17 protein-coding genes are annotated in these 19,441 nt (G+C 73.6%); 1 reads left to right on the top strand and 16 read right to left on the bottom strand.

Translation table 11 applies throughout. From position 1 onward, the window contains the following. Nucleotides 1-107 precede the first annotated feature (107 nt). Nucleotides 108-941 carry a trans-aconitate 2-methyltransferase gene (locus AB0424_RS30120; RefSeq protein WP_366309946.1) on the bottom strand — a complete coding sequence of 278 codons (834 nt, stop codon included), beginning with the start codon at nucleotides 939-941 and terminating at the stop codon, nucleotides 108-110. Nucleotides 942-1,104: 163 nt separating this feature from the next. On the opposite strand from AB0424_RS30120, the gene AB0424_RS30125 reads away from it, so the two are divergent. Beyond that, nucleotides 1,105-1,602 (top strand): MarR family transcriptional regulator, encoded by a 498-nt coding sequence (locus AB0424_RS30125; protein WP_017241145.1) that lies wholly within the window; start codon nucleotides 1,105-1,107, stop codon nucleotides 1,600-1,602. Here AB0424_RS30125 and AB0424_RS30130 read toward each other — a convergent pair. The 15 genes from AB0424_RS30130 to rsmI all read right to left on the bottom strand — a co-directional run bounded on the left by AB0424_RS30130 (nucleotide 1,561) and on the right by rsmI (nucleotide 19,403). After that, nucleotides 1,561-2,340 carry a response regulator transcription factor gene (locus AB0424_RS30130; protein WP_366309948.1) on the bottom strand — a complete coding sequence of 260 codons (780 nt, stop codon included), beginning with the start codon at nucleotides 2,338-2,340 and terminating at the stop codon, nucleotides 1,561-1,563. The genes AB0424_RS30125 and AB0424_RS30130 overlap by 42 nt on opposite strands. Nucleotides 2,341-2,569: 229 nt before the next feature. Next, a complete protein-coding gene (galK, locus tag AB0424_RS30135; RefSeq protein WP_366309950.1) occupies nucleotides 2,570-3,709 on the bottom strand; it encodes a galactokinase in 1,140 nt (379 codons plus the stop codon). Further along, entirely contained in the window at nucleotides 3,706-4,689 is a 984-nt protein-coding gene (galE, locus tag AB0424_RS30140) for a UDP-glucose 4-epimerase GalE (protein WP_366309952.1), read from the bottom strand. Before galE ends, galK begins: the two co-directional genes overlap by 4 nt. Next, on the bottom strand, nucleotides 4,686-5,729 hold the full coding sequence (gene galT, locus AB0424_RS30145) for a galactose-1-phosphate uridylyltransferase (protein WP_366309954.1): 1,044 nt from the start codon (nucleotides 5,727-5,729) through the stop codon (nucleotides 4,686-4,688). The genes galE and galT overlap by 4 nt, the downstream gene beginning before the upstream one ends. A gap of 169 nt (nucleotides 5,730-5,898) precedes the next feature. Beyond that, on the bottom strand, nucleotides 5,899-6,582 hold the full coding sequence (locus AB0424_RS30150) for a LuxR C-terminal-related transcriptional regulator (RefSeq protein ID WP_366310006.1): 684 nt from the start codon (nucleotides 6,580-6,582) through the stop codon (nucleotides 5,899-5,901). 206 nt (nucleotides 6,583-6,788) lie between these two features. Continuing rightward, entirely contained in the window at nucleotides 6,789-8,642 is a 1,854-nt protein-coding gene (locus AB0424_RS30155) for a PQQ-binding-like beta-propeller repeat protein (protein WP_366309956.1), read from the bottom strand. Between the two features lie 13 nt (nucleotides 8,643-8,655). After that, on the bottom strand, nucleotides 8,656-10,470 hold the full coding sequence (locus AB0424_RS30160; protein WP_366309958.1) for a PQQ-binding-like beta-propeller repeat protein: 1,815 nt from the start codon (nucleotides 10,468-10,470) through the stop codon (nucleotides 8,656-8,658). Nucleotides 10,471-10,582: 112 nt separating this feature from the next. Then, nucleotides 10,583-12,388 carry an ABC-F family ATP-binding cassette domain-containing protein gene (locus tag AB0424_RS30165; protein ID WP_366309960.1) on the bottom strand — a complete coding sequence of 602 codons (1,806 nt, stop codon included), beginning with the start codon at nucleotides 12,386-12,388 and terminating at the stop codon, nucleotides 10,583-10,585. Nucleotides 12,389-12,445: 57 nt separating this feature from the next. Further along, nucleotides 12,446-13,741, bottom strand: a complete 1,296-nt coding sequence (locus tag AB0424_RS30170) for an acyltransferase (protein ID WP_366309962.1) — start codon at nucleotides 13,739-13,741, stop codon at nucleotides 12,446-12,448. A 106-nt stretch (nucleotides 13,742-13,847) separates the two neighbouring features. Further along, nucleotides 13,848-14,744 carry a 4-(cytidine 5'-diphospho)-2-C-methyl-D-erythritol kinase gene (locus AB0424_RS30175; protein ID WP_366309964.1) on the bottom strand — a complete coding sequence of 299 codons (897 nt, stop codon included), beginning with the start codon at nucleotides 14,742-14,744 and terminating at the stop codon, nucleotides 13,848-13,850. Next, entirely contained in the window at nucleotides 14,741-15,613 is an 873-nt protein-coding gene (gene rsmA / locus AB0424_RS30180; RefSeq protein WP_366309966.1) for a 16S rRNA (adenine(1518)-N(6)/adenine(1519)-N(6))-dimethyltransferase RsmA, read from the bottom strand. Before rsmA ends, AB0424_RS30175 begins: the two co-directional genes overlap by 4 nt. A 61-nt stretch (nucleotides 15,614-15,674) precedes the next feature. Further along, entirely contained in the window at nucleotides 15,675-16,982 is a 1,308-nt protein-coding gene (locus AB0424_RS30185; protein ID WP_366309968.1) for a ubiquitin-like domain-containing protein, read from the bottom strand. Nucleotides 16,983-17,054: 72 nt separating this feature from the next. Continuing rightward, the gene (locus tag AB0424_RS30190; protein ID WP_366309970.1) at nucleotides 17,055-17,924 is read right to left on the bottom strand and encodes a TatD family hydrolase; all 870 of its coding nucleotides are present in this window, start codon (nucleotides 17,922-17,924) and stop codon (nucleotides 17,055-17,057) included. A gap of 42 nt (nucleotides 17,925-17,966) precedes the next feature. Beyond that, nucleotides 17,967-18,386: a hypothetical protein gene (locus tag AB0424_RS30195; protein ID WP_366309972.1), complete on the bottom strand. Its 420-nt coding sequence runs from the start codon at nucleotides 18,384-18,386 to the stop codon at nucleotides 17,967-17,969. Between the two features lie 138 nt (nucleotides 18,387-18,524). Beyond that, nucleotides 18,525-19,403 carry a 16S rRNA (cytidine(1402)-2'-O)-methyltransferase gene (rsmI, locus tag AB0424_RS30200; RefSeq protein WP_366309974.1) on the bottom strand — a complete coding sequence of 293 codons (879 nt, stop codon included), beginning with the start codon at nucleotides 19,401-19,403 and terminating at the stop codon, nucleotides 18,525-18,527. Nucleotides 19,404-19,441 lie beyond the last annotated feature (38 nt).

A 19,441-nucleotide genomic window follows, 5' to 3' on the forward strand; every position in this document is an offset into this window, starting at 1 on the left:
GCTGGTGTCGACCGTATGTTTGACGGGTCGCACGCCGTGGGCGTGCTGTACCTGCCCCGCACCGGAGTTCCGGTGCGGGGCGCCCGCGCGTTCGGGGTGCTCCCCGCTCAGCCGCTCCTGCGCGCGACGGCGAAGATGCGGCGGAAGGGGAAGACGGTGCCGTGCGGGCCGGGCGGGTACGCCTCGCGGAGGAGGGCCCGGTACTGGCCGAGGAAGGCGTCGACGGCCTCCCGGTCGTCGCCGAGGGTGGTGAGGACGGGCCTCAGCGCCGTCCCCTTGACCCAGTCGAGGACGGGGTCCTCGCCCTGGAGGAGCTGGCTGTACGTGGTCTCCCAGACGTCGGTCTCGCAGCCGAGGTCGGTGAGCCGGGTGAGGTACTCGGCCGGGCCGAGGATGTGGACGAAGCGGCGGCCCTGGTCGCCGAGGCGGCCGCGCCACTCGGGGGTGTCGCAGAGCTCGCCGAGGAGGGCGTGGCTGGGCGAGGTGAAGTTGCCGGGGACCTGGAAGGCGAGGGTGCCGCCGGGGTGGAGTCCGTCGACCCAGGAGGCGAGGGACTCGGGGTGGTTGGGGACCCACTGGAGGGCGGCGTTGGAGACGATCAGGTCGTAGGGCTCGGCGGGGGTCCAGTGGGCGGCGTCGGCGGGGCGGAAGTCGAGCCAGCCGCCGCCGCGGGTGGTGCCCGCCCAGTCCTTGTCGGCGCGCTCCAGCATCTCCGGCGACAGGTCGAAGCCGGTGATGTGCGCGTCGGCCCACCGGTCGGCGAGGAGGGCCGTCACGTTGCCGGGGCCGCAGCCGAGGTCGGCGATGCGGGCGGGCCGGTCCTGGGCCGGCAGGTGCGGTATTCGGGCGAGCAGGTCGAGGAACGGCCGGGTGCGGTGGCCGGAGTGGCGGAGGTACTGCTGCGGATCCCAGGTAGGTGCGGCGGATTCCACGGAATGCATGTTCGAAGCCCCCTTGCTGGCACGTGTTGCCGAAGCGGAACGAAGTTCCGGCCGGGTCCCTTCCCCGTAGTCCAGGGAAATATATCTTGACATCAAGATACTTGAAATCGAGAAACTCGAACCCAAGAGACTTTATGTCAACAGACCCTCTACACTGATCGTCATGGAGGACGAGGTCGACCGACTGGTCGCTGCATGGCGCCGCGAGCGCCCCGACCTCGACGTGGAACCGCTCGAGGTGCTCAGCCGCGTCTCGCGGCTCGCCCGGCACCTCGACCGCGCCCGTCGGCTCGCCTTCTCCGAGCACCAGCTGGAGCCCTGGGAGTTCGACGTCCTCACCTCCCTCCGCCGCGCCGGAGCGCCCTACCAGCTCTCCCCCGGCCAGCTCCTGACCCAGACCCTCGTCACCTCCGGCACCATGACCAACCGCATCGACCGGCTCACCAAGAAGGGCCTGGTCGAGCGGCTTCCCGACCCCAGCGACCGGCGCGGGGTCCTGGTCCGGCTCACCCCCGAGGGCCGCGACCGCGCCGACGAGGCGCTCGCCGGGCTCCTCGCCCAGGAGCGCGCCATCCTCGCCCAGCTCTCCCGCGCCCAGCGCGGCGAACTGGCCGCCCTGCTACGCCGGCTGACCGCCCCGTTCGACAACATCCCCGGCTAGCGCGGGAGCCGGCTCCGCGGGGCCGACGCCCGCCCGGCGCGCCAGCGCCACGGCCGCCAGCGTCGAGTGCACGCCCAGCTTCCCCAGCACGTTCTGCATGTGCGTACGGACGGTGTGCGGGGAGAGGAAGAGCCGCTCCGCGACCGCCTTGCGGCCCAGCCCCGCCACCATGCAGCGCAGCACCTCCCGCTCGCGCGGCGTCAGCGACTCCACCAGCCGCTCGCTGTCCGTGCGGTGCTTGCGGGCCGCCGTCAGCTCCCGCAGGACGCCCGTGAGCAGCGCGGGCGGCAGGTGGGTCTCGTCCCGCAGCACCCCCCGCACCACCGCGAGGAGCCGCTGGAGCGAGCAGTCCTTGGCGACCCAGCCGCAGGCCCCGGCCTGGAGGGCGAGCGCGGCCCGGTGCGGGTCGTCCTTCTCCGCAAGGACGACGGTGCGGACCGTGGGCTGGGCCCGGCGCACGGCCGTGACCAGCGAGATCCCGTCGACCGCGGCCTCCGGCCCGTCGGGCGGACGGCCCGCCGCCGCGGGTCCCGCACCCAGTTCGGCGTCGACGAGCAGCACGTCGAACCGGCGCCCCTCGGCGGCGGCGCGGTCCAGACAGCGCAGCGCGGCCGGGCCGCTGCCGGCGGCGGCGACGTCGACGTCGGGCTCCGCCGCGAGGGCGGCGGCCAGCGACTCGGCGAAGATGCGGTGGTCGTCCACCACCAGGACCCGGATACGTGCCACGGACACCCCCATGTGTCGAGGACGGACCGGCGCGCGGGCACGACGCCGGAGGCGGGTGTCCGTCGGTCGCCCGGCCGCCGCCGTGCGTTGACTTTTACCCCGCTGCCGGCGCCGTACCCGACGGTCTCGACCCCTGAACAGCGCCGGCCCCCACCGGCGCTGCCCAACAGAGTAGGGGCGGGGCGTGCCGGTGGGGGCCGTTTGGCGGAACTGCGCGAAGTCGTCCGGGCGCGGGGCGGGTTCAGAGCTGGCGCGCACCCGCCGCGGGGACGGCCGGGAAGATCCCGGGGGCCGCGTGGCCGGCGGCGGCGAAGGCGGCCGTGACGGCGGCGGCGACCTCGTCCGCCCGGTCGGTGTCGACGAGGACGACGGCGGAGCCGCCGAAGCCGCCGCCGGTCATGCGGGCGCCCAGGGCGCCGGCGGCGTTCGCCGTCTCGACCACGAGGTCCAGTTCCCGGCAGGAGACCTTCAGGTCGTCGCGGAGGGAGGCGTGCCCCTCGGTGAGCACGGGGCCGACGGCCCGGGTGTCGCCGGCGTCGAGGAGGTCGATGACCCGCTCGACCCGGGCGTTGTCGGAGACGACGTGCCGGACGTACCGCAGAACCGTCTCGTCGCTCAGGAGTGCGAGGGATTCGGGTAGGTGCACGGCGCTCACGTCGCGCAGGGCCTTCACGCCGAGCGCCCGCGCACCCGCTTCACACCCGGCGCGCCGCTCGGCGTACGCGCCGTCCCCGAGCGCGTGCTTCACGCGGGTGTCGACGACGAGCAGCCGGAGTCCCTCGCCGGCCAGGTCGAAGGGGACCTGGCGGTAGGAGAGGTCCCGGGTGTCCAGGTGGAGGGCGTGGCCCTCCTCGGAACACGCGGCGGCCATCTGGTCCATGACGCCGCAGGGGACGCCGACGAAGGCGTTCTCTGCGCGCTGGGCGAGCCGGGCGAGCTCGGGGCGGGAGAGCCCGAGGCCGAACAGGTCGTTCAGGGCCAGGGCGGTGACGACCTCCAGGGCCGCCGAGGAGGAGAGTCCGGCGCCGGTGGGCACGGTCGACGCGAGGTGCACGTCCGCGCCCGCCACCGGGTGCCCGGCCTCGCGCAGCGCCCAGACCACACCGGCCGGGTAGGCCGCCCAGCCGCCGCCGGAGAGCGGCTCCAGGGCGTCGGTCCCCAGCTGCACGATCCCGCCGTCGACGTCGGCGGAGTGCAGGCGCAGGACGCCGTCGTCCCGGCGGGAGACGGCGGCGACGGTGGTGTGCGGCAGCGCGAGCGGCAGCACGAAGCCGTCGTTGAAGTCGGTGTACTCACCGATGAGGTTGACCCGCCCGGGGGCGGCCCAGACCCCGTCGGGCGCGGCGCCGTACAGCGCCTCGAAGTCGGCGGCGATGCTCACGCGTGTGCTCCTTCCCGCTGCTTCCGGGCGAAGGCCCAGGCGTCGGCGACGACGGCCGCCAGGTCGGGCCTGGACGGAGTCCAGCCGAGCCGCTCGCGGGCGGCGTCGGCGGAGGCGACCAGGACGGCCGGGTCGCCGGGACGGCGCGCGGCGGTGATCTCGGGGACGGGGTGGCCGGTGACCGCGCGGACGGTCTCGACGACCTCCCGGACGGAGAAGCCGTTGCCGTTGCCGAGGTTGCAGATCAGGTGCTCGCCCGCGGTCATCGCGTCGAGGGCGAGGAGGTGGGCCTCGGCGAGGTCGGCGACGTGGATGTAGTCGCGGACGCAGGTGCCGTCCGGGGTCGGGTAGTCGTCGCCGTAGACGGAGACGGCCTCGCGCTCGCCCAGGGCGACCTGGAGCACGAGCGGGATGAGGTGGGACTCGGGCTGGTGGCGCTCGCCGAGCGAGCCGTACGCCCCGGCGACGTTGAAGTAGCGCAGCGACACGGCGGCCAGGCCGTGGGCGGCGCACTCCCCGCCGATCATGTGGTCGACGGCCAGCTTGCTCGCCCCGTAGGGGCTGGTGGGCGAGGTCGGCGCGGACTCGGTGATCGGCACGGTCTCCGGCTCGCCGTAGGTCGCGGCGGTGGAGGAGAAGACGAGCCGGCGCACACCGGCCCCGCGCATGGCGGCGAGCAGCGCCATGGTGCCGCCGACGTTGTTCTCCCAGTACTTCTCGGGCCTGGCGACGGACTCGCCGACCTGGGAGAAGGCGGCGAAGTGCAGGACGCCGTCGTAGGAGGCGTCGAGCCACCCGGCCGCGTCCTGGACGCGGCCCCGGACGAACTCGGCGCCGTCCGGGACCCCTTCGGCGAAGCCGGTGGAGAGGTCGTCCAGGACGGTGACCCGGTGGCCCCGTTCCAGGAGGTGGGCGGCGACGACGCTGCCGACGTACCCGGCACCTCCGGTCACCAGGTACCTCTTCGCGGTCGTGGTCATGCGCTCGCCACCTCTCGGAGTCGTCGGGCCGCGTCCTCCGGCCGTACGTCGTTCATGAACGCGCCCATGCCGGACTCGGTGCCCGCGAGGAACTTCAGCTTGCCAGAGGCCCGTCGGACGGTGAAAAGCTCCAGGTGGAGTCCGAAGTCCTCGCGCCGCTCGTCCGTGAACGGCGCCTGGTGCCAGGCGGCGATGTAGGGCGTCGGCGGCTCGTCCGGGCCGAAGAGCCGGTCGAAGCGCCTCAAGAGTTCCAGGTAGACCTGTGCGCACTCTGTGCGGGCGGCCTCGTCGAGGGCGAGCAGGTCGGGCACCCGGCGCCTGGGGTACAGGTGCACCTCGTACGGCCAGTGGGCGGCGTAGGGGACGAAGGCGATCCAGTGCTCGGTCTCCAGGACCACCCGCTCGGCGTCGGCGCGCTCGCGGGCGACGACGTCGTCGAAGAGGTTCCGGCCGGTCGCCGCCCGGTGCTCGTCGGTGCGGCGCCGCATGGCGGCCGTCCGCGGGGAGACGTAGGGGAAGGCGTAGATCTGGCCGTGGGCGTGGGGCAGGGTGACGCCGATCTCCCGGCCGCGGTTCTCGAAGCAGTAGACCTGCTCGACGCCGGGCAGCGCGGAGAGGGCGGCGGTGCGGTCGGTCCAGGCGTCGAGGACGAGCCGGGCCCGCTCAGCGGAGAGGTCGGCGAAGGAGAGCGTGTGGTCGTCGGTGAAGCAGACGACCTCGCAGCGGCCGACGCCGCCGGAGAGCGAGGGGAAGCGGTTCTCGAAGACCACCACCTCGTAGTCGGCTTCCGGGATCTCGCTGTCGCGTCCGTCGCCGGCGGGGCAGAGCGGGCAGGCGTCGGCCGGCGGGTGGTAGGTGCGGGCCTGCCGGTGGGAGGCGACGGCGACGGGGTCGCCGGTGAGCTCGTCGAGGCGGATCTCGGAGCGGGAGACGACGCGGCCGAGGGGGCGCGGGTCGACGGCGGTGCGGACCGTGTCGTCGCGCGTGTCGTAGTAGATGAGCTCGCGCCCGTCGGCGAGCGTGATGACGGTCTTCTTCACGGGATGCCCTCCGAGGGCGGAATCAAACAGAACCACGCACAAAGAATCACATTCAAACATCAGCGTCAATGGCGAAGCCGGGCCCCGCACCACGGGACCCGGCTTCCGTCCTCTCAGGAAGGGCCGCTCAGGGAGGGCCGCTCAGGGAGGGCCGCTCAGGAGGGGCCGCTCAGGAAGGGCCGCGCTGCCCCGGCACCGCCCGGTCGAGCAGCCCGGTCCGGGCCGCGAGGGCCGCCGCCTCCAGCCGCGACCCGACCCCCAGCTTCATCAGGACCCGCTGCACGTGCGTCCGCGCCGTGCTCGGCGCGATCCCCATCCCCGCCGCGATCAGCCGGGTGTCCTCCCCCTCCGCCACCCGGACGAGGACCTCCACCTCCCGCTGGGTCAGCATCCGCAGCAGCCGCTGCGCCTCGTCGTCGGGCTGCGCGGAGGGGTGCAGCAGCTCCGCGAAGGCGCCCTGGAGCAGCGCCGGCGCCACCGCCGTCTCCCCCGCCCTGGCCTTCACCAGCGCCCGCTCGACGCCTTCGATGCGCTCGTCGTGCCGGACGTACCCCGAGGCACCGGCCGCGAACGCCGCCGCGATGCCGCGCGGCGACGGCACCGGCCCGAGCACCACGACCGCCACCTGCGGCCGCTCGCGCTTGATCCGTACGACCACGTCGAAGGCGCCCGGCTCGGCCGGCGCGGCGGTGCCGAGCAGACAGACCTCCGGCGCCCGGCCCACCACGAGTTCGGCCGCCCCCGCCACCGGCGCGCCCGCCGCGAGCACCCGGTGCCCTCGCAGCTTCAGCGCCGAGGCGAGCGCCTCCGCCAGCAGGCGGTGGTCGTCGACCACCACGAGGCGTACGCCCATCCCGGTCATCCCCCATCCTCCGGGCCCGCCGGACCCCCCGGCACGCCAGACCCGGCAAGCTACACGCTCCCCCGCCCCGCGCCGCCCCAACCGCCGACATGCGCCGCAGGGGCCGCGTGTCCCCCGACCAGGTGACGCGTGGGGCCCCGGAAACGGCGGTGGGCCCCTCCGGAAGTCCGGAGGGGCCCACGTCGCCGTACGGGACGTCAGTGCCCGACGGCGAAGGCGACGATCAGGTAGTTCTTGTCGTCGCCCTCACGGGCCTTGCTGATCAGGCTCTCCGAGAGGAAGAACCTTCCGTTGCGGTAGGCGAGTTCGGCGCCGTTCAGGCTGAAGCTCGTCTCGGCGTCCCGGACCGACTTGTCCGCCGGGTTCTCCAGGAGCACGGTGGACTTCATCGTCCCGCCGTCGATCGAGACGATCTGGCCGCCCTTGTCGTAGGGCGGGGCCTTGTAGGCGATGAGGTTGCCGCCGTCCATGCGCAGCGGGACGAGGGTGTACTTGTCGCCCGCGTCGGCCTTCTCCGGCACCGTGCGACCGGTGGCCAGGTCGAAGGCGATGACCTCGTTGGTCTCGTCGCCGTACTCCCCGGTGCTGCCCTCGTGCTCCTCGGTCGGCACGTACAGCCGGCCGTTGCCGACGAGCGCCTGCGAGCAGGACTCGACGCGGGTCGAGCGGCAGCGGGCGGCGTACTGGTCGGCGTCCGCGGTGATCTTCGCCTTGAGCTTGCCGGTCTTCTCGTCGAGGGAGAAGAAGTCGGAGATGCCGCTGCCGTCGCCGGCGCTCTCGCCGACGTCGGCCGCGACGACCAGCGGCTTGGTGGAGACGACCGACGCGTACTTCACACCGGCCGGCATCTTGTACTGCGAGACCGGGGCGCCCGTGGCCGGGTTGAGGTTCTGGACCAGCACGTACTGGCTGCTGTACGGACCGCACTTGCGGACCGCGACGAGCCCGGCGCCGCCGCCGTAGCCGAGGTCGTAGCAGTTCTCGTCGTTGACCTGCGGCTTCCAGCGCGGGTTGCCGTTGGCGAGGTCGAAGGCGGCGCCACCGTCGGTGCCGCCGGCCGCGACGGTCGCGCCGCTGAGCGTGATCTCGCTGAACCGGGCCTTCTGGTCGCCGGCGGAGCCGCCGGTGATCGAGGTGGACCACAGCAGCTTGCCGGTGTCGAGGTCGATCACGCCGACCTCGGTGCACGGCTGGTAGTAGCGCGGTGCGACCCGCTTGGTGGCCTCGAAGAGGATCGGCACCTTGTTGTCGGCGCTGACGTGCCGCGAGGCGCCGCAGACCTGGCCGGTCAGCGGCAGCGTCCAGAGCGGGGTGCCCTTGTCCAGGTCGTAGGCGACGACCGAGTTGACGCCCGACTTCACGTACGCCTTGTCGGTGATCCAGGAGCCGGAGACGTCGGTGACGTCGGGGACCTTGGGCTGCGGGACCTGGAAGGCCGCCTTCGCCCGGGTGTCGGCCGGCGGCTTCTCCTTGCCAGCGCCGTCGATCCCGCCGCCGCCCTTGCCGCCGTCGCCGGTGGTGCCCTGCGAGGTGCCGCCGGTGCCCTTGGCCTCGTCGTCCTTGCCCTCGCCGCCGGAGCCGGCGTACCAGATGCCGACGCCGATGATCACCGCGACGGCGACGACCGCCGCGATCACGATCTGGAGCTGCGCGGACAGCTTCCGGCCACCCGGCGCCGAGGGGGCGGGCGCCGGCTGCGGATAGCCGCCGTAGGGCTGCTGGGGCTGCGTCGGGTAGCCGTACGGGGGCTGCTGGTAGCCGCCGTACTGCTGCGGCTGCTGCGGCTGCGTGGGGTAGCCGTACGGCTGCTGCTGCGGGGGCGCGGGAGGCTGCTGCGGATAGCCGTAGCCGGGGTCCTGCGCGGGCGGCTGCTGCGGATAGCCGTAACCGGGCTCCGTCGGCGGCTGCTGCGGGTAGCCGTAGCCGGGCTCCGTCGGCGGCTGCTGCGGGTAGCCGTAGCCGGGCTCCGTGGGGGGCTGCGGTGTCGGGGCGCCGAAGCCGCCCTGGGGATCCGGGGGTTGGTTCGGCGGGGGCGGGGGTGGCTGCGTCATCGGTCCGTGTACCTCACTTGCTGAAGGCCATCATGGTCTTGACCTGCATCTCGTCCTTGTCGTTGGACGCCGACACACGTCCGCTCGCCACCACGAAGGTGCCGCTGCCGTAGGCGTAGCCCGCGCTGTAGAAGCTGCTCTCGATCGACGCGGTCGACGCCGGGTGCTGGAGCAGGATCTTCGGCGCGCCACCGGTCGGGGCGAGGGTGGCGACGGCGCCGCCCTTGTCGTACGACGGGTCCACGTACAGCAGGACCTGGCCGCCCTCCATGCGCAGCGGGATCATGGACTGCTCGCCGGGGGCCTTCGAGCGCCACTTGGCCTTGCCGGTGCCCAGGTCGAAGGCGACGACCTCGTTGGGCTTGCCGTAGTCGGTCTCGGTCGCCATGTAGAAGGTGTTCGCGTCGGCCGCGACACCGGTGCAGCCCTGGAGGTTGCGGCCGAAGATGACCAGGCCGCCGCCGCACGACGGGGCGAACTTGTCGCCGCCGCCCTGGATCTGCGAACGGAGCCTGCCGTTGGCGTCGAGGGCGAAGATGGTCCACTTCTTCTGCTCGCGCTGGGTGGCGGAGACGACCAGCGGGTCGACCGAGTAGACCTTGTCGACCTCCCAGTTCGCCTCCAGCTTGAAGGTGTAGCGGGGCTTGCCGGTGGCGGGGTCGACCTGGCCGACCGCCTGGACCTTCTTGCTCGTGCTGCCCGACGGGCAGTCCATCGCGGCGATCAGCTTGCTGCCGCCCGCGTAGGCGAAGGGCTTGCAGCCCGTGGTGGCGCCCTGGAAGAGCTGCCGGCCGTCGGTGAGCGAGAAGCCGTACGCGCTGCTGGAGCCGGCGGCGGTGACCGTGTTGCCGCTGATGGCCAGGGTGTTGTCGGAGAAGGCGAAGAGGCCCGTGGCCTTCGGCACGGCCTTCTTCCAGCCGGCCTTGCCCGTCTTGAGGTCGATCTTCTGCAGCTGGGTGCACTTGGCGCCGTCCTTGGCGCTCTCGGCGTAACCGAAGACCATGGTGCCGTCGGCGGCGGGCTCCGGCGGGGCCGCGCACAGCTCGAACGGCAGGTCGACGTGCCACTTGCGCTTGCCGTCGCTCAGGCCGTATCCGTCGACGCCCTTGTACATCGCCTTGACGACGGTGTCGCCGACGATCCACGGGCCGTGGACCTCGGAGCCGTTGCGGGGCAGGTCGACGTCGTTCTTGAGCAGCCAGCCGACCTTCGCCTCGCCGGGCTGACGGTCCGCGTTGAGGTCCTCGTCGCCGCCCGCGCCGTCGCCCGAGCCGTCGCCCTGGTCGACCGACTCGGTGGGCTTGGGGGCCCCCGTGGTGGTCGCGGTGGCGGTGGGCACGGCGACCGGGTCCTTGTCGTCCCCGCCGGAGACGACCGCCCAGGTCGTGACGGCGGCGACCAGGACGGCCGCGGCGGCCACGGCGGCCACGACGCCGGTCCGGCTCTTCAGACCGCCGCCGCCGGACGGCGGGGTCGGGGCGCCCTGGTACAGGGGCTGGGTGGGGTGACCGCCGTAGGGGTTCGCCTGCTGACCGTACGGGCCCGGCTGGCCCTGCTGCGGGTAGCCGTACGGCTGCTGCTGCGGCGGCTGTCCGTACGGGCCGGGCTGGCCGTAGGGGCCCGGCGCGGCCGGCTGGCCCGGCGCCTGCGGGTACCCGTAGCCGGGCTGCGTCGGCTGCTGGCCGTACGGCCCCGGCGCCGCGGGCGGCGGGGTCTGCGGGGCGGGCGGGGCCTGCGGCGGCACCGGCGGGACGGGCGGGAGACCCTGGTTCGGGTCCTGAGGGGCTCCGAAGCCCCCCGGCGGCTGGTTGCTGGGCGGCTGGGTCATCAGCGGTTCCCCCTTGACGTGAACGGGTTTTCTTTCTACCACTCACGTGATGGCGCAAAAGCGACCGGTCCGCCCCTTGTACCCAAGGGAGGACCGGCCTGTGATGCCCTCGTTATGCGTCCTCGGCCAGTTCGAGCCAGCGCATTTCCAATTCCTCGCGCTCCGCGACGAGTTCCCGCAGCTCGGCGTCGAGCTTCGCGACCTTCTCGAAATCGGTGGCGTTGTCGGCGATCTGCGTGTGCAGCTTCGCCTCCTTCTGCGCGACCTTGTCGAGCTGCCGCTCCACCTTCTGCAGCTCCTTCTTCGCGGCGCGCGCGTCGGCGGCCGAGACACCGGGCTTCGCCTGCGCGGGCGCGGCGGCGGGCGCCGGGACGGTCGCCTCGATCATCCGGCGGCGGCGCTCCAGGTACTCGTCGATGCCGCGCGGCAGCATCCGCAGCGTCCGGTCGCCGAGCAGCGCGAGCGTCTTGTCGGTGGTGCGCTCGATGAAGAAGCGGTCGTGGGAGATGACGACCATGGAGCCCGGCCAGCCGTCGAGGAGGTCCTCCAGCTGGGTGAGGGTCTCGATGTCGAGGTCGTTGGTGGGCTCGTCGAGGAAGAGGACGTTCGGCTCGTCCATCAGCAGCCGCAGCAGCTGGAGCCGGCGGCGCTCGCCGCCGGAGAGGTCGCCGACCGGCGTCCACTGCTTCTCCTTGGAGAAGCCGAACTGCTCGCAGAGCTGTCCGGCCGTCATCTCGCGGCCCTTGCCGAGGTCCACGCGGTCGCGGATCTGCTGCACGGCCTCCAGGACCCGCAGGGTGGCGGGGAGTTCGGTGACGTCCTGGGAGAGGTAGGCGAGCCTGACGGTCTTGCCGACGACGATCCGCCCCGCGGCAGGCTGCGTCTCGCCCTGGGTGACGGCCGCGTCGGCGAGCGCCCGCAGGAGTGAGGTCTTGCCCGCGCCGTTGACGCCGACGAGGCCGATGCGGTCGCCGGGGCCGAGCTGCCAGGTCAGGTGCTCCAGGAGGGTCTTGGGACCGGCGGTGACGGTCACGTCCTCCAGGTCGAAGACCGTCTTGCCGAGGCGGGCGTTGGCGAACTTCATCAGCTCGCTGGTGTCGCGCGGCGGCGGCACGTCCGCGATCAGCTCGTTGGCCGCCTCGATGCGGTAGCGCGGCTTGGAGGTGCGGGCGGGGGCGCCGCGCCGCAGCCAGGCCAGCTCCTTGCGCATCAGGTTCTGCCGCTTGGTCTCCTCCGTGGCGGCGATCCGCTCGCGCTCGGCGCGGGCGAAGACGTAGTCGGAGTAGCCGCCCTCGTACTCGTGGACCGCACCGCGCTGCACGTCCCACATGCGGGTGCAGACCTGGTCGAGGAACCAGCGGTCGTGGGTGACGCAGACGAGCGCCGAGCGGCGCGCCTGGAGGTGCTGGGCGAGCCAGGAGATGCCCTCGACGTCGAGGTGGTTGGTGGGCTCGTCGAGGACGATCAGGTCCTGGTCCTCGATGAGGAGCTTGGCGAGCGCGATCCGCCGCCGCTCGCCGCCGGAGAGCGGGCCGATGACGGTGTCCAGGCCGTTCTCGAAGCCGGGCAGGTCGAGCCCGCCGAAGAGCCCGGTGAGCACGTCGCGGATCTTCGCGCTGCCGGCCCACTCGTGGTCGGCCATGACGCCGATGACCTCGTGCCGGATGGTGGCCTTCGGGTCGAGCGAGTCGTGCTGGGTGAGCACGCCCAGGCGCAGCCCGCCGCTGTGGGTGACCCGCCCGGTGTCCGCCTCCTCCAGCCGGGCGAGCATCCGGATCAGGGTGGTCTTGCCGTCGCCGTTGCGGCCCACCACTCCGATCCGGTCCCCTTCGGAGACACCGAGCGAGACCCCGTCGAGCAGGGCACGGGTGCCGTACACCTTGCTGACGTTCTCGACATTGACCAGGTTGACGGCCACGTTGACTCCTGTACGGGGTGATCGATCGACGTCCAGGGTAGACGGTGGGGCGACCGGTCACTCTCGGTGATGCCGTGAGGGGGTCCGTTCGACCAGGAGCCAGCCGATCAGGGCCGTCGCCACCGCCGCCGGGGCCGTGACGCGGACCGCGACCAGGGTCGCGCCGTGGCCCTCCAGGAGGCCGCCGAGGCCCGTCATGGAGAGGCCCAGCACACCGAGGAGCGCGAGGGCGACGCCCAGCGCGGCCGGCAGCGCGGCGCCGCCGGTGCGGGCGGGGGCGCGGCCCGGTGCCTCGAAGCGGCGGAAGACCGCGACGAGCAGGGCCGTGAGCGCGGCGGCCGCGGCGAACCGGAGGGGGACCTGCGCCCACCAGGCGCCGGACGCCGGCGCGGGCAGGCGGAGGCCGAGGCCGAGCATCGCCCCGTACACCGCGAGCATGGCCGTCAGGTGCCAGAGGAACGCCGTCATGGCGATCCCGTTGGCGGCGACGACCGTCCGCCAGACCCCGGCGCGGGCGACGAGCCGGGCGCCCGGGCCCTTCAGCAGCTCGACCGCGCCGACCAGCCACAGTCCGTGGCAGAGCAGGGCGAGGGTGGGCGGTGCCATGTTCGAGACCTTCTCGCCGGGCATCCCGACCATGGACAGCGGGTACGGACCGAGGACGACGAGGGCGGTCGCTCCGGCCAGGCCGGCGGCGGCGAGGAGGGCCGGCCGGCGGATCATGCCGTCGGCGCGCAGGAAGCCGAGCTGGTGGACCGCCAGCCAGACGAAGGCGAAGTTCAGGAACGCGACGTACGGGACGCCGGCCGCGAAGCGCAGCGCGTCGACGGCGACCGCGCCGCCCGCGAGGAGTCCGAACGCGCCCCATCCCCACCGCGCGTGCAGCCGCAGCAGCGGCGGGGTGAAGGCGACCATCGCCAGGTAGATCCCGATGAACCAGAGCGGCTGGGTGACCAGGCGCAGCGCCACCCCGGCGAGCCCGTCGTCCAGGCCGGCCAGCTGGAGCCCGAGCGCGACGGCGCCCCAGGCGCCGACGAAGACCATCGTGGGCCGCAGCAGCCGCTGGAGCCGGGCCCTGAGGAAGGCCGCGTAGCCCGGGCGCGAGCGGTGGGCGAGGGCGTGCGCGAAGCCGCCGACGAAGAAGAACACCGGCATCACCTGGAGCGCCCAGGTCACCACCTGGAGCTCCGGGACGACGGCGAGGAGGTTGCCGACCTGCCCGTCGGCGGTGAGGGCGGCCATCAGCCAGTGGCCGAGGACGACGACCGCGAGCGAGGCCACCCGGAGCAGGTCGACGTACCGGTCCCGCGTCGCGGGTGTGGCGGCGGCGAGTTCGCGAGCGCTGATTCCCATGGGAGTACGCTCCCGCCGCCCGCCGCCGCGGCGACAGGGCGCGGATACTCAACCGCCCGCTGAGTACGGGGTGTCCCGGCGGCCGCGTCGGCCGCCGGGACGCCTCCTAGAGGACCGTCGCGCCGGGGGCCGGGGAGGTGGTCGTGCGGGCGGTGCGGCAGGTGCCGGAGGCGATGAGGGCGGCGGCGACCGCGCGGGCCGCCTCGGCGTCCTTGACGAGGAAGGCGGTCGTCGGGCCCGAGCCGGAGACCAGGGCGGTGAGGGCGCCCGCCGCGGTGCCGGCCGCCAGGGTCGCGGCCAGCGAGGGGCGCAGCGACAGGGCCGCCGCCTGGAGGTCGTTGGCGAGGGCGTCCGCGAGGGCGGCGGTGTCGCCGGTGCGCAGGGCGTCGAGCAGGACCGGGGAGGCGGCCGGCTCGGGGACGTCGGTGCCTTCGGCGAGGCGGTCGAACTCGCCGTACACCGCAGGGGTCGACAGTCCGCCGTCGGCGACGGCGAACACCCAGTGGAAGGTCCCGCCGACCGGCAGGTCGGTGAGCTTCTCGCCGCGCCCGGTGCCGAGGGCCGCTCCGCCGACCAGGCTGAAGGGCACGTCGCTGCCGAGCTCCGCGCAGATCTCCAGGAGCTCCTCGCGGGAGGAGTCCAGGCCCCAGAGCGCGTCGCAGGCGAGCAGGGCGCCCGCGCCGTCGGCGCTGCCGCCGGCCATGCCGCCGGCGACCGGGATGTCCTTCCTGATGTGCAGGTGGACGTCGGGCGAGAGGCCGTGGCGGGCGGCGAGCAGTTCGGCGGCCCGCGCGGCCAGGTTGGTGCGGTCGAGCGGCACCTTGTCGGCGTCCGGTCCCTCGCAGGTGACGGTGAGTCCGGCCGCGGGGGTAGCGGTCACCTCGTCGTACAGCGAGACGGCGAGGAAGACGTTGGCGAGGTCGTGGAAGCCGTCGGGCCGGGCGGCGCCGACCGCGAGCTGCACGTTGACCTTGGCGGATACCCGTACCGTCACGCCGCTCATGCCTTCGCCTCCGCGATCCGTGCGAACTCCTCGACCGTCAGCGACTCGCCGCGCGCCTGCGGCGAGATGCCTGCCCTCACCAGGGCGTCCTCGGCCGCCGCGGGCGAACCCGCCCAGGTGGCGAGGGCCGCGCGCAGGGTCTTGCGGCGCTGCGCGAAGGCCGCGTCGACGACCGCGAAGACCTCCTGGCGGGTGGCCGTGGTGGCGAGCGGCTCGGTGCGGCGCACGAGGGAGACGAGGCCGGAGTCGACGTTGGGCGCGGGCCAGAAGACGTTGCGGCCGATGGAGCCGGCGCGCTTCACCTCGGCGTACCAGTTGGCCTTGACCGACGGGACGCCGTAGACCTTGTTGCCGGGCTTGGCGGCGAGCCGGTCGGCGACCTCGGCCTGGACCATGACGAGGGTCCGCTCGATGGTCGGGAACCGCTCCAGCATGTGGAGCAGGACCGGCACGGCCACGTTGTACGGCAGGTTGGCGACGAGCGCGGTCGGCTCCGGTCCGGGGAGCTCCTGGACCTGCATCGCGTCGGAGTGGACGAGCGCGAAGCGGTCGGCGCGGGCCGGCATGCGGGCCTGGATCGTGGCGGGCAGCGCCGCGGCGAGCACGTCGTCGATCTCGACGGCGGTCACGCGGTCCGCGGCCTCCAGGAGTGCCAGGGTGAGGGAGCCGAGGCCGGGGCCCACCTCGACGACGACGTCGTCGGGCCGTACCTCGGCCGTGCGGACGATCCGCCGGACGGTGTTGGCGTCGATGACGAAGTTCTGGCCCTTCTGCTTCGTGGGGCGGACGCCGAGGGCGGCGGCCAGCTCACGGATGTCGGCGGGGCCGAGGAGGGCGTCGGGGCTTTCTGGGCCGGTGGTGGTGCTCACCGGTACAGCCTAGGCCCTGTCCGGGGCGGTCATCGGTACGGCCGGGTCCCGTCCGGCGGACTCATCGGTACAGACGCCTGCCGCAGTGGGGCCACGGGCTCGCCCCGCGCTGGACGTACAGCTTCTTGGCCCGGAAGGTCTGCTCGGCGGCGGGCGCGTTCTGGGCGGTGCCGCTGCCGCCGAGGGAGTGCCAGGTGCCGGGGTCGAACTGGTAGAGCCCGCCGTAGGTCCCCGACGGGTCGACGGCGTTCGGGCGGCCGCCGGACTCGCAGGCGGCGAGGGCGCCCCAGTCGAGGCCGTCGGCGCCCGCGACGGAGGTGGGCAGCGGGCGGGTGCCGATCCGGACCGTGCGGGCGACCGGCTCGCGGACGATCTCCTCGCCGATCCTGCGGGGCTTCTGCCGGACGCCGTTGACCGTGCGCAGGCTGTAGGTGACGCGGCGGACGCCCGGCACGCCCTGCCGTTCGACGGTCTCGGTGCCGGCGAACAGCAGCGGGTCGCGGACCGTCTCGACGGCGTACGGGACGGACTCCTCGCGGACCTGCCGGGAGCCGGTGATCCGCAGCACGTTCACGGTCTGGCCGTCGCGGGGGAACGCGCCGGCGGGGACGGAGGTGGTGTCCTGGCCGGAGAGGGTGATGCCGGCCTCGGCGAGCGCCTCCCGGACGGTGGCGGCGTTCGTGCGGACGGTCCGCTCGCGCCCGTCGGCGAGGAAGGTGATCGTCCGCTCGGTCCGGACGTCGAGGGCGAGGCCGTGCCGGGAGATCGCCGCGCCGCGGGAGACCGAGAGGTGGGCGCCCTCCGCGCGGACCCCGAGCTGGCGCAGCGCCCCTTCGACGGTCCGGGCCGTCGTCCACACCTGGCGGCGCTGCCCGTCGAGGGTGAGGGCGACCGGGCGGCCGTAGCGGACGACGATCTCGTCGCCGGCGGCGAGCGCCTCTCCGGGGGCGGGGGCGACGATGTCGTGCGCGCCGACGGTCAGGCCCTCGTCGGCGAGGAGCTCGTCCACCTCGTCGGCGAAGGTGTGCAGGGTGCGCGGGACGCCGTCGACGGTGAGCCGGATCTCCTTGTCGTCGGCGACGAAGGCGCTGGTGCCGCCGGCGAGGAAGGCGACGACGAGGGCCTGCGGGACGAGCCGGCGCAGCCCGTCGGCGGCGGACGCGCCGGCCCCGCCGGCCTTGCGGCGCCGGGCCGCGCGCCGGGAGCCGGCCCGGGAGCCCTGTCCGGGGACGGCGCCGGGGGCTGTCCCGGGGACCGGTCCGGCCTCCGGGAGGACGAGGGGCGCCGCCTGCGTCGGCTGGTCGTGCAGGGACAGGGTCGCGGCCGCGCCCCGCCGTCCGGCTCGGTGACTGCCCTGGGAAGTGCTCACGAGGCCGGGACCCTAGCCCCGCGGGCCGTCACTCTGCCGGACGGCTCGACTACGACACGTAACCGTTATGGATCAGTAATCGAAGGCGCGGGCCGTGTTCACGGCGATGGCCTCCGCGAGCTCGTTCTCCCCGATCCCGCGCACCCGGGCCATCGCCCGGAGGGTGACGGGGATCAGGTAGGGGGCGTTGGGGCGGCCCCGGAAGGGCGCCGGGGTGAGGAAGGGGGCGTCGGTCTCGACGAGGACGAGTTCGAGGGGGGCGACGGCCAGCGCGTCGCGCAGCGGCTGGGCGTTCTTGAAGGTGACGTTGCCGGCGAAGGACATGTAGTAGCCCTTGGCGGCGCAGATCTCGGCCATGGCGGCGTCGCCGGAGTAGCAGTGGAAGACGGTCCGCTCCGGTGCGCCCTCCTCGTCGAGGACGCGCAGCACGTCGGCGTGGGCCTCGCGGTCGTGGATGACCAGCGCCTTGCCGTGCCGCTTGGCGATCTCGATGTGGGCGCGGAAGGAGCGCTCCTGGGCGGCGATGCCGTCCGGTCCCGTGCGGAAGAAGTCGAGTCCGGTCTCGCCGACCCCGCGGACGTGCGGCAGGGCGGCCAGTCGGTCGATCTCGGCGAGCGCGTCGTCGAGGGCCGCGTCGCCGCCGCCCTCGCGGGCGCCCTGCCGGGACCAGCCGTCGGGGTCCCCGAGGACGATCCTGGGGGCTTCGTTGGGGTGGAGGGCGACGGCCGCGTGCACGTGGGCATGGGCGGCGGCGGTCTCCGCGGCCCACTGGGAGCCCTTCACGTCGCAGCCGACCTGCACGACCGTGGTGACACCGACCGCGGCGGCCTTGGCCAGGGCTTCCTCGACGGTTCCGGACTGCAGGTCCAGGTGCGTGTGCGAGTCCGCGACCTCCACGAGGAGGGGTTCGGGCAGCGGGGGCGGGGCGTCCTTGGCACTCATGGCCCGCATCGTACGAGGGCCATGAGTGCCACCGCCAAAGCGTTACTTGCCGTGGCGGAAGGGATGCAGGAGGTCCGACAGGTGCCAGTGGTGCGGGACCGGCGGCTTCTCGTCGGTGTCCTCGGTCAGCTCCTGGCCGATGGGTCCGGCCGGCGAGACCGGCCTGGTCTCCTTCGCGCCGCGCCGGTGCTTCTCCGTCGCGGCGATCAGGTCGAGCACCGACGACACCTGCCCCGCGCGCATGATGCGGACGACGTGGCCGCCGCAGTTCATGCAGGTGGGACTGGACAGCGGGGACGGGACCCGCTCTCCGTCGGCCTTGTAGACGACGAATGCCTGACCGGCGGCGTCGACGTGGTGTTCGATGTCGTACGCCTGCTCCCAGCCGTATCCACAGTGCATGCAGGCGAAGGCGTACGCCTCATGGGCGACGGATATGCCGGTGCCGGTGCTCTCGCTCATGCCAGCTCCTCTCCACTGACCAGTGGACGCCTTTTCGGGCGGGAGCGCATCAGCGCGGGAGGAACCATGGAAGGGTTTTGGCTCTTCCCTTGCCAAGCGCCCGAAGAAGGGTCCAGGCGCCGGGTTCGGCTTTGCCTTTCAGATTAGTCCTTTACCTTTTCCGGGGCCCGACGCGTCCGCATTCTTTGCCGCCACCACGGCATCGAACACCTCCCTCTTGGGAAGTCCCGCGTCGGCCGCGACGGCGGCGATCGCCTCCTTGCGGCGCTCCCCCGCCTCCTCGCGCACCCGCACCCTGCGCACCAGCTCCTCGGCGTCGAGTTCGGCGGGTCCGGCCTCCGGCGCGCCCTCGACGACGACGGTGATCTCACCGCGCACGCCCTCGGCGGCCCAGGCGGCCAGCTCGGCCAGCGGGCCGCGCTTGACCTCCTCGTACGTCTTGGTCAGCTCGCGGCAGACGGCGGCGCGCCGCTCGGCGCCGAAGACCTCGGCCATGGCGGCGAGGGTGTCGTCGAGGCGGTGCGGGGCCTCGAAGTACACGAGGGTCCGCCGCTCGTCCGCGACCTCGCGCAGCCGCCCGAGCCGCTCGCCGGCCTTCCGCGGCAGGAAGCCCTCGAAGCAGAAGCGGTCCACGGGCAGCCCGGAGAGGGCGAGCGCGGTGAGCACGGCGGACGGGCCGGGAACGGCCGTGACCTTGATGTCCTGCTCCACGGCGGCGGCGACCAGCCGGTAGCCGGGGTCGGAGACGGACGGCATGCCCGCGTCGGTCACGAGCAGCACGCGCGCGCCGCCGGCCAGTGCCTCGACCAGCTCCGGCGTACGGGCGGCCTCGTTGCCCTCGAAGTAGGAGACGACCCGGCCCGTGGTGTGGATGCCGAGCGCCCGGGTCAGTCCGCGCAGCCTCCGGGTGTCCTCGGCGGCCACGATGTCCGCGTTCTCCAGTTCGGTGGCGAGTCGGGGCGGAGCGTCCGCGATGTCACCGATGGGGGTCCCTGCGAGTACCAGCGTTCCTGTCACACCGACATCCTCCCAGCCCGGACAGGCGACGTGCACAG

It is taken from the genome of Streptomyces sp. NPDC051180 (genome assembly GCF_040689545.1).
Lineage (GTDB): Bacteria > Actinomycetota > Actinomycetes > Streptomycetales > Streptomycetaceae > Streptomyces.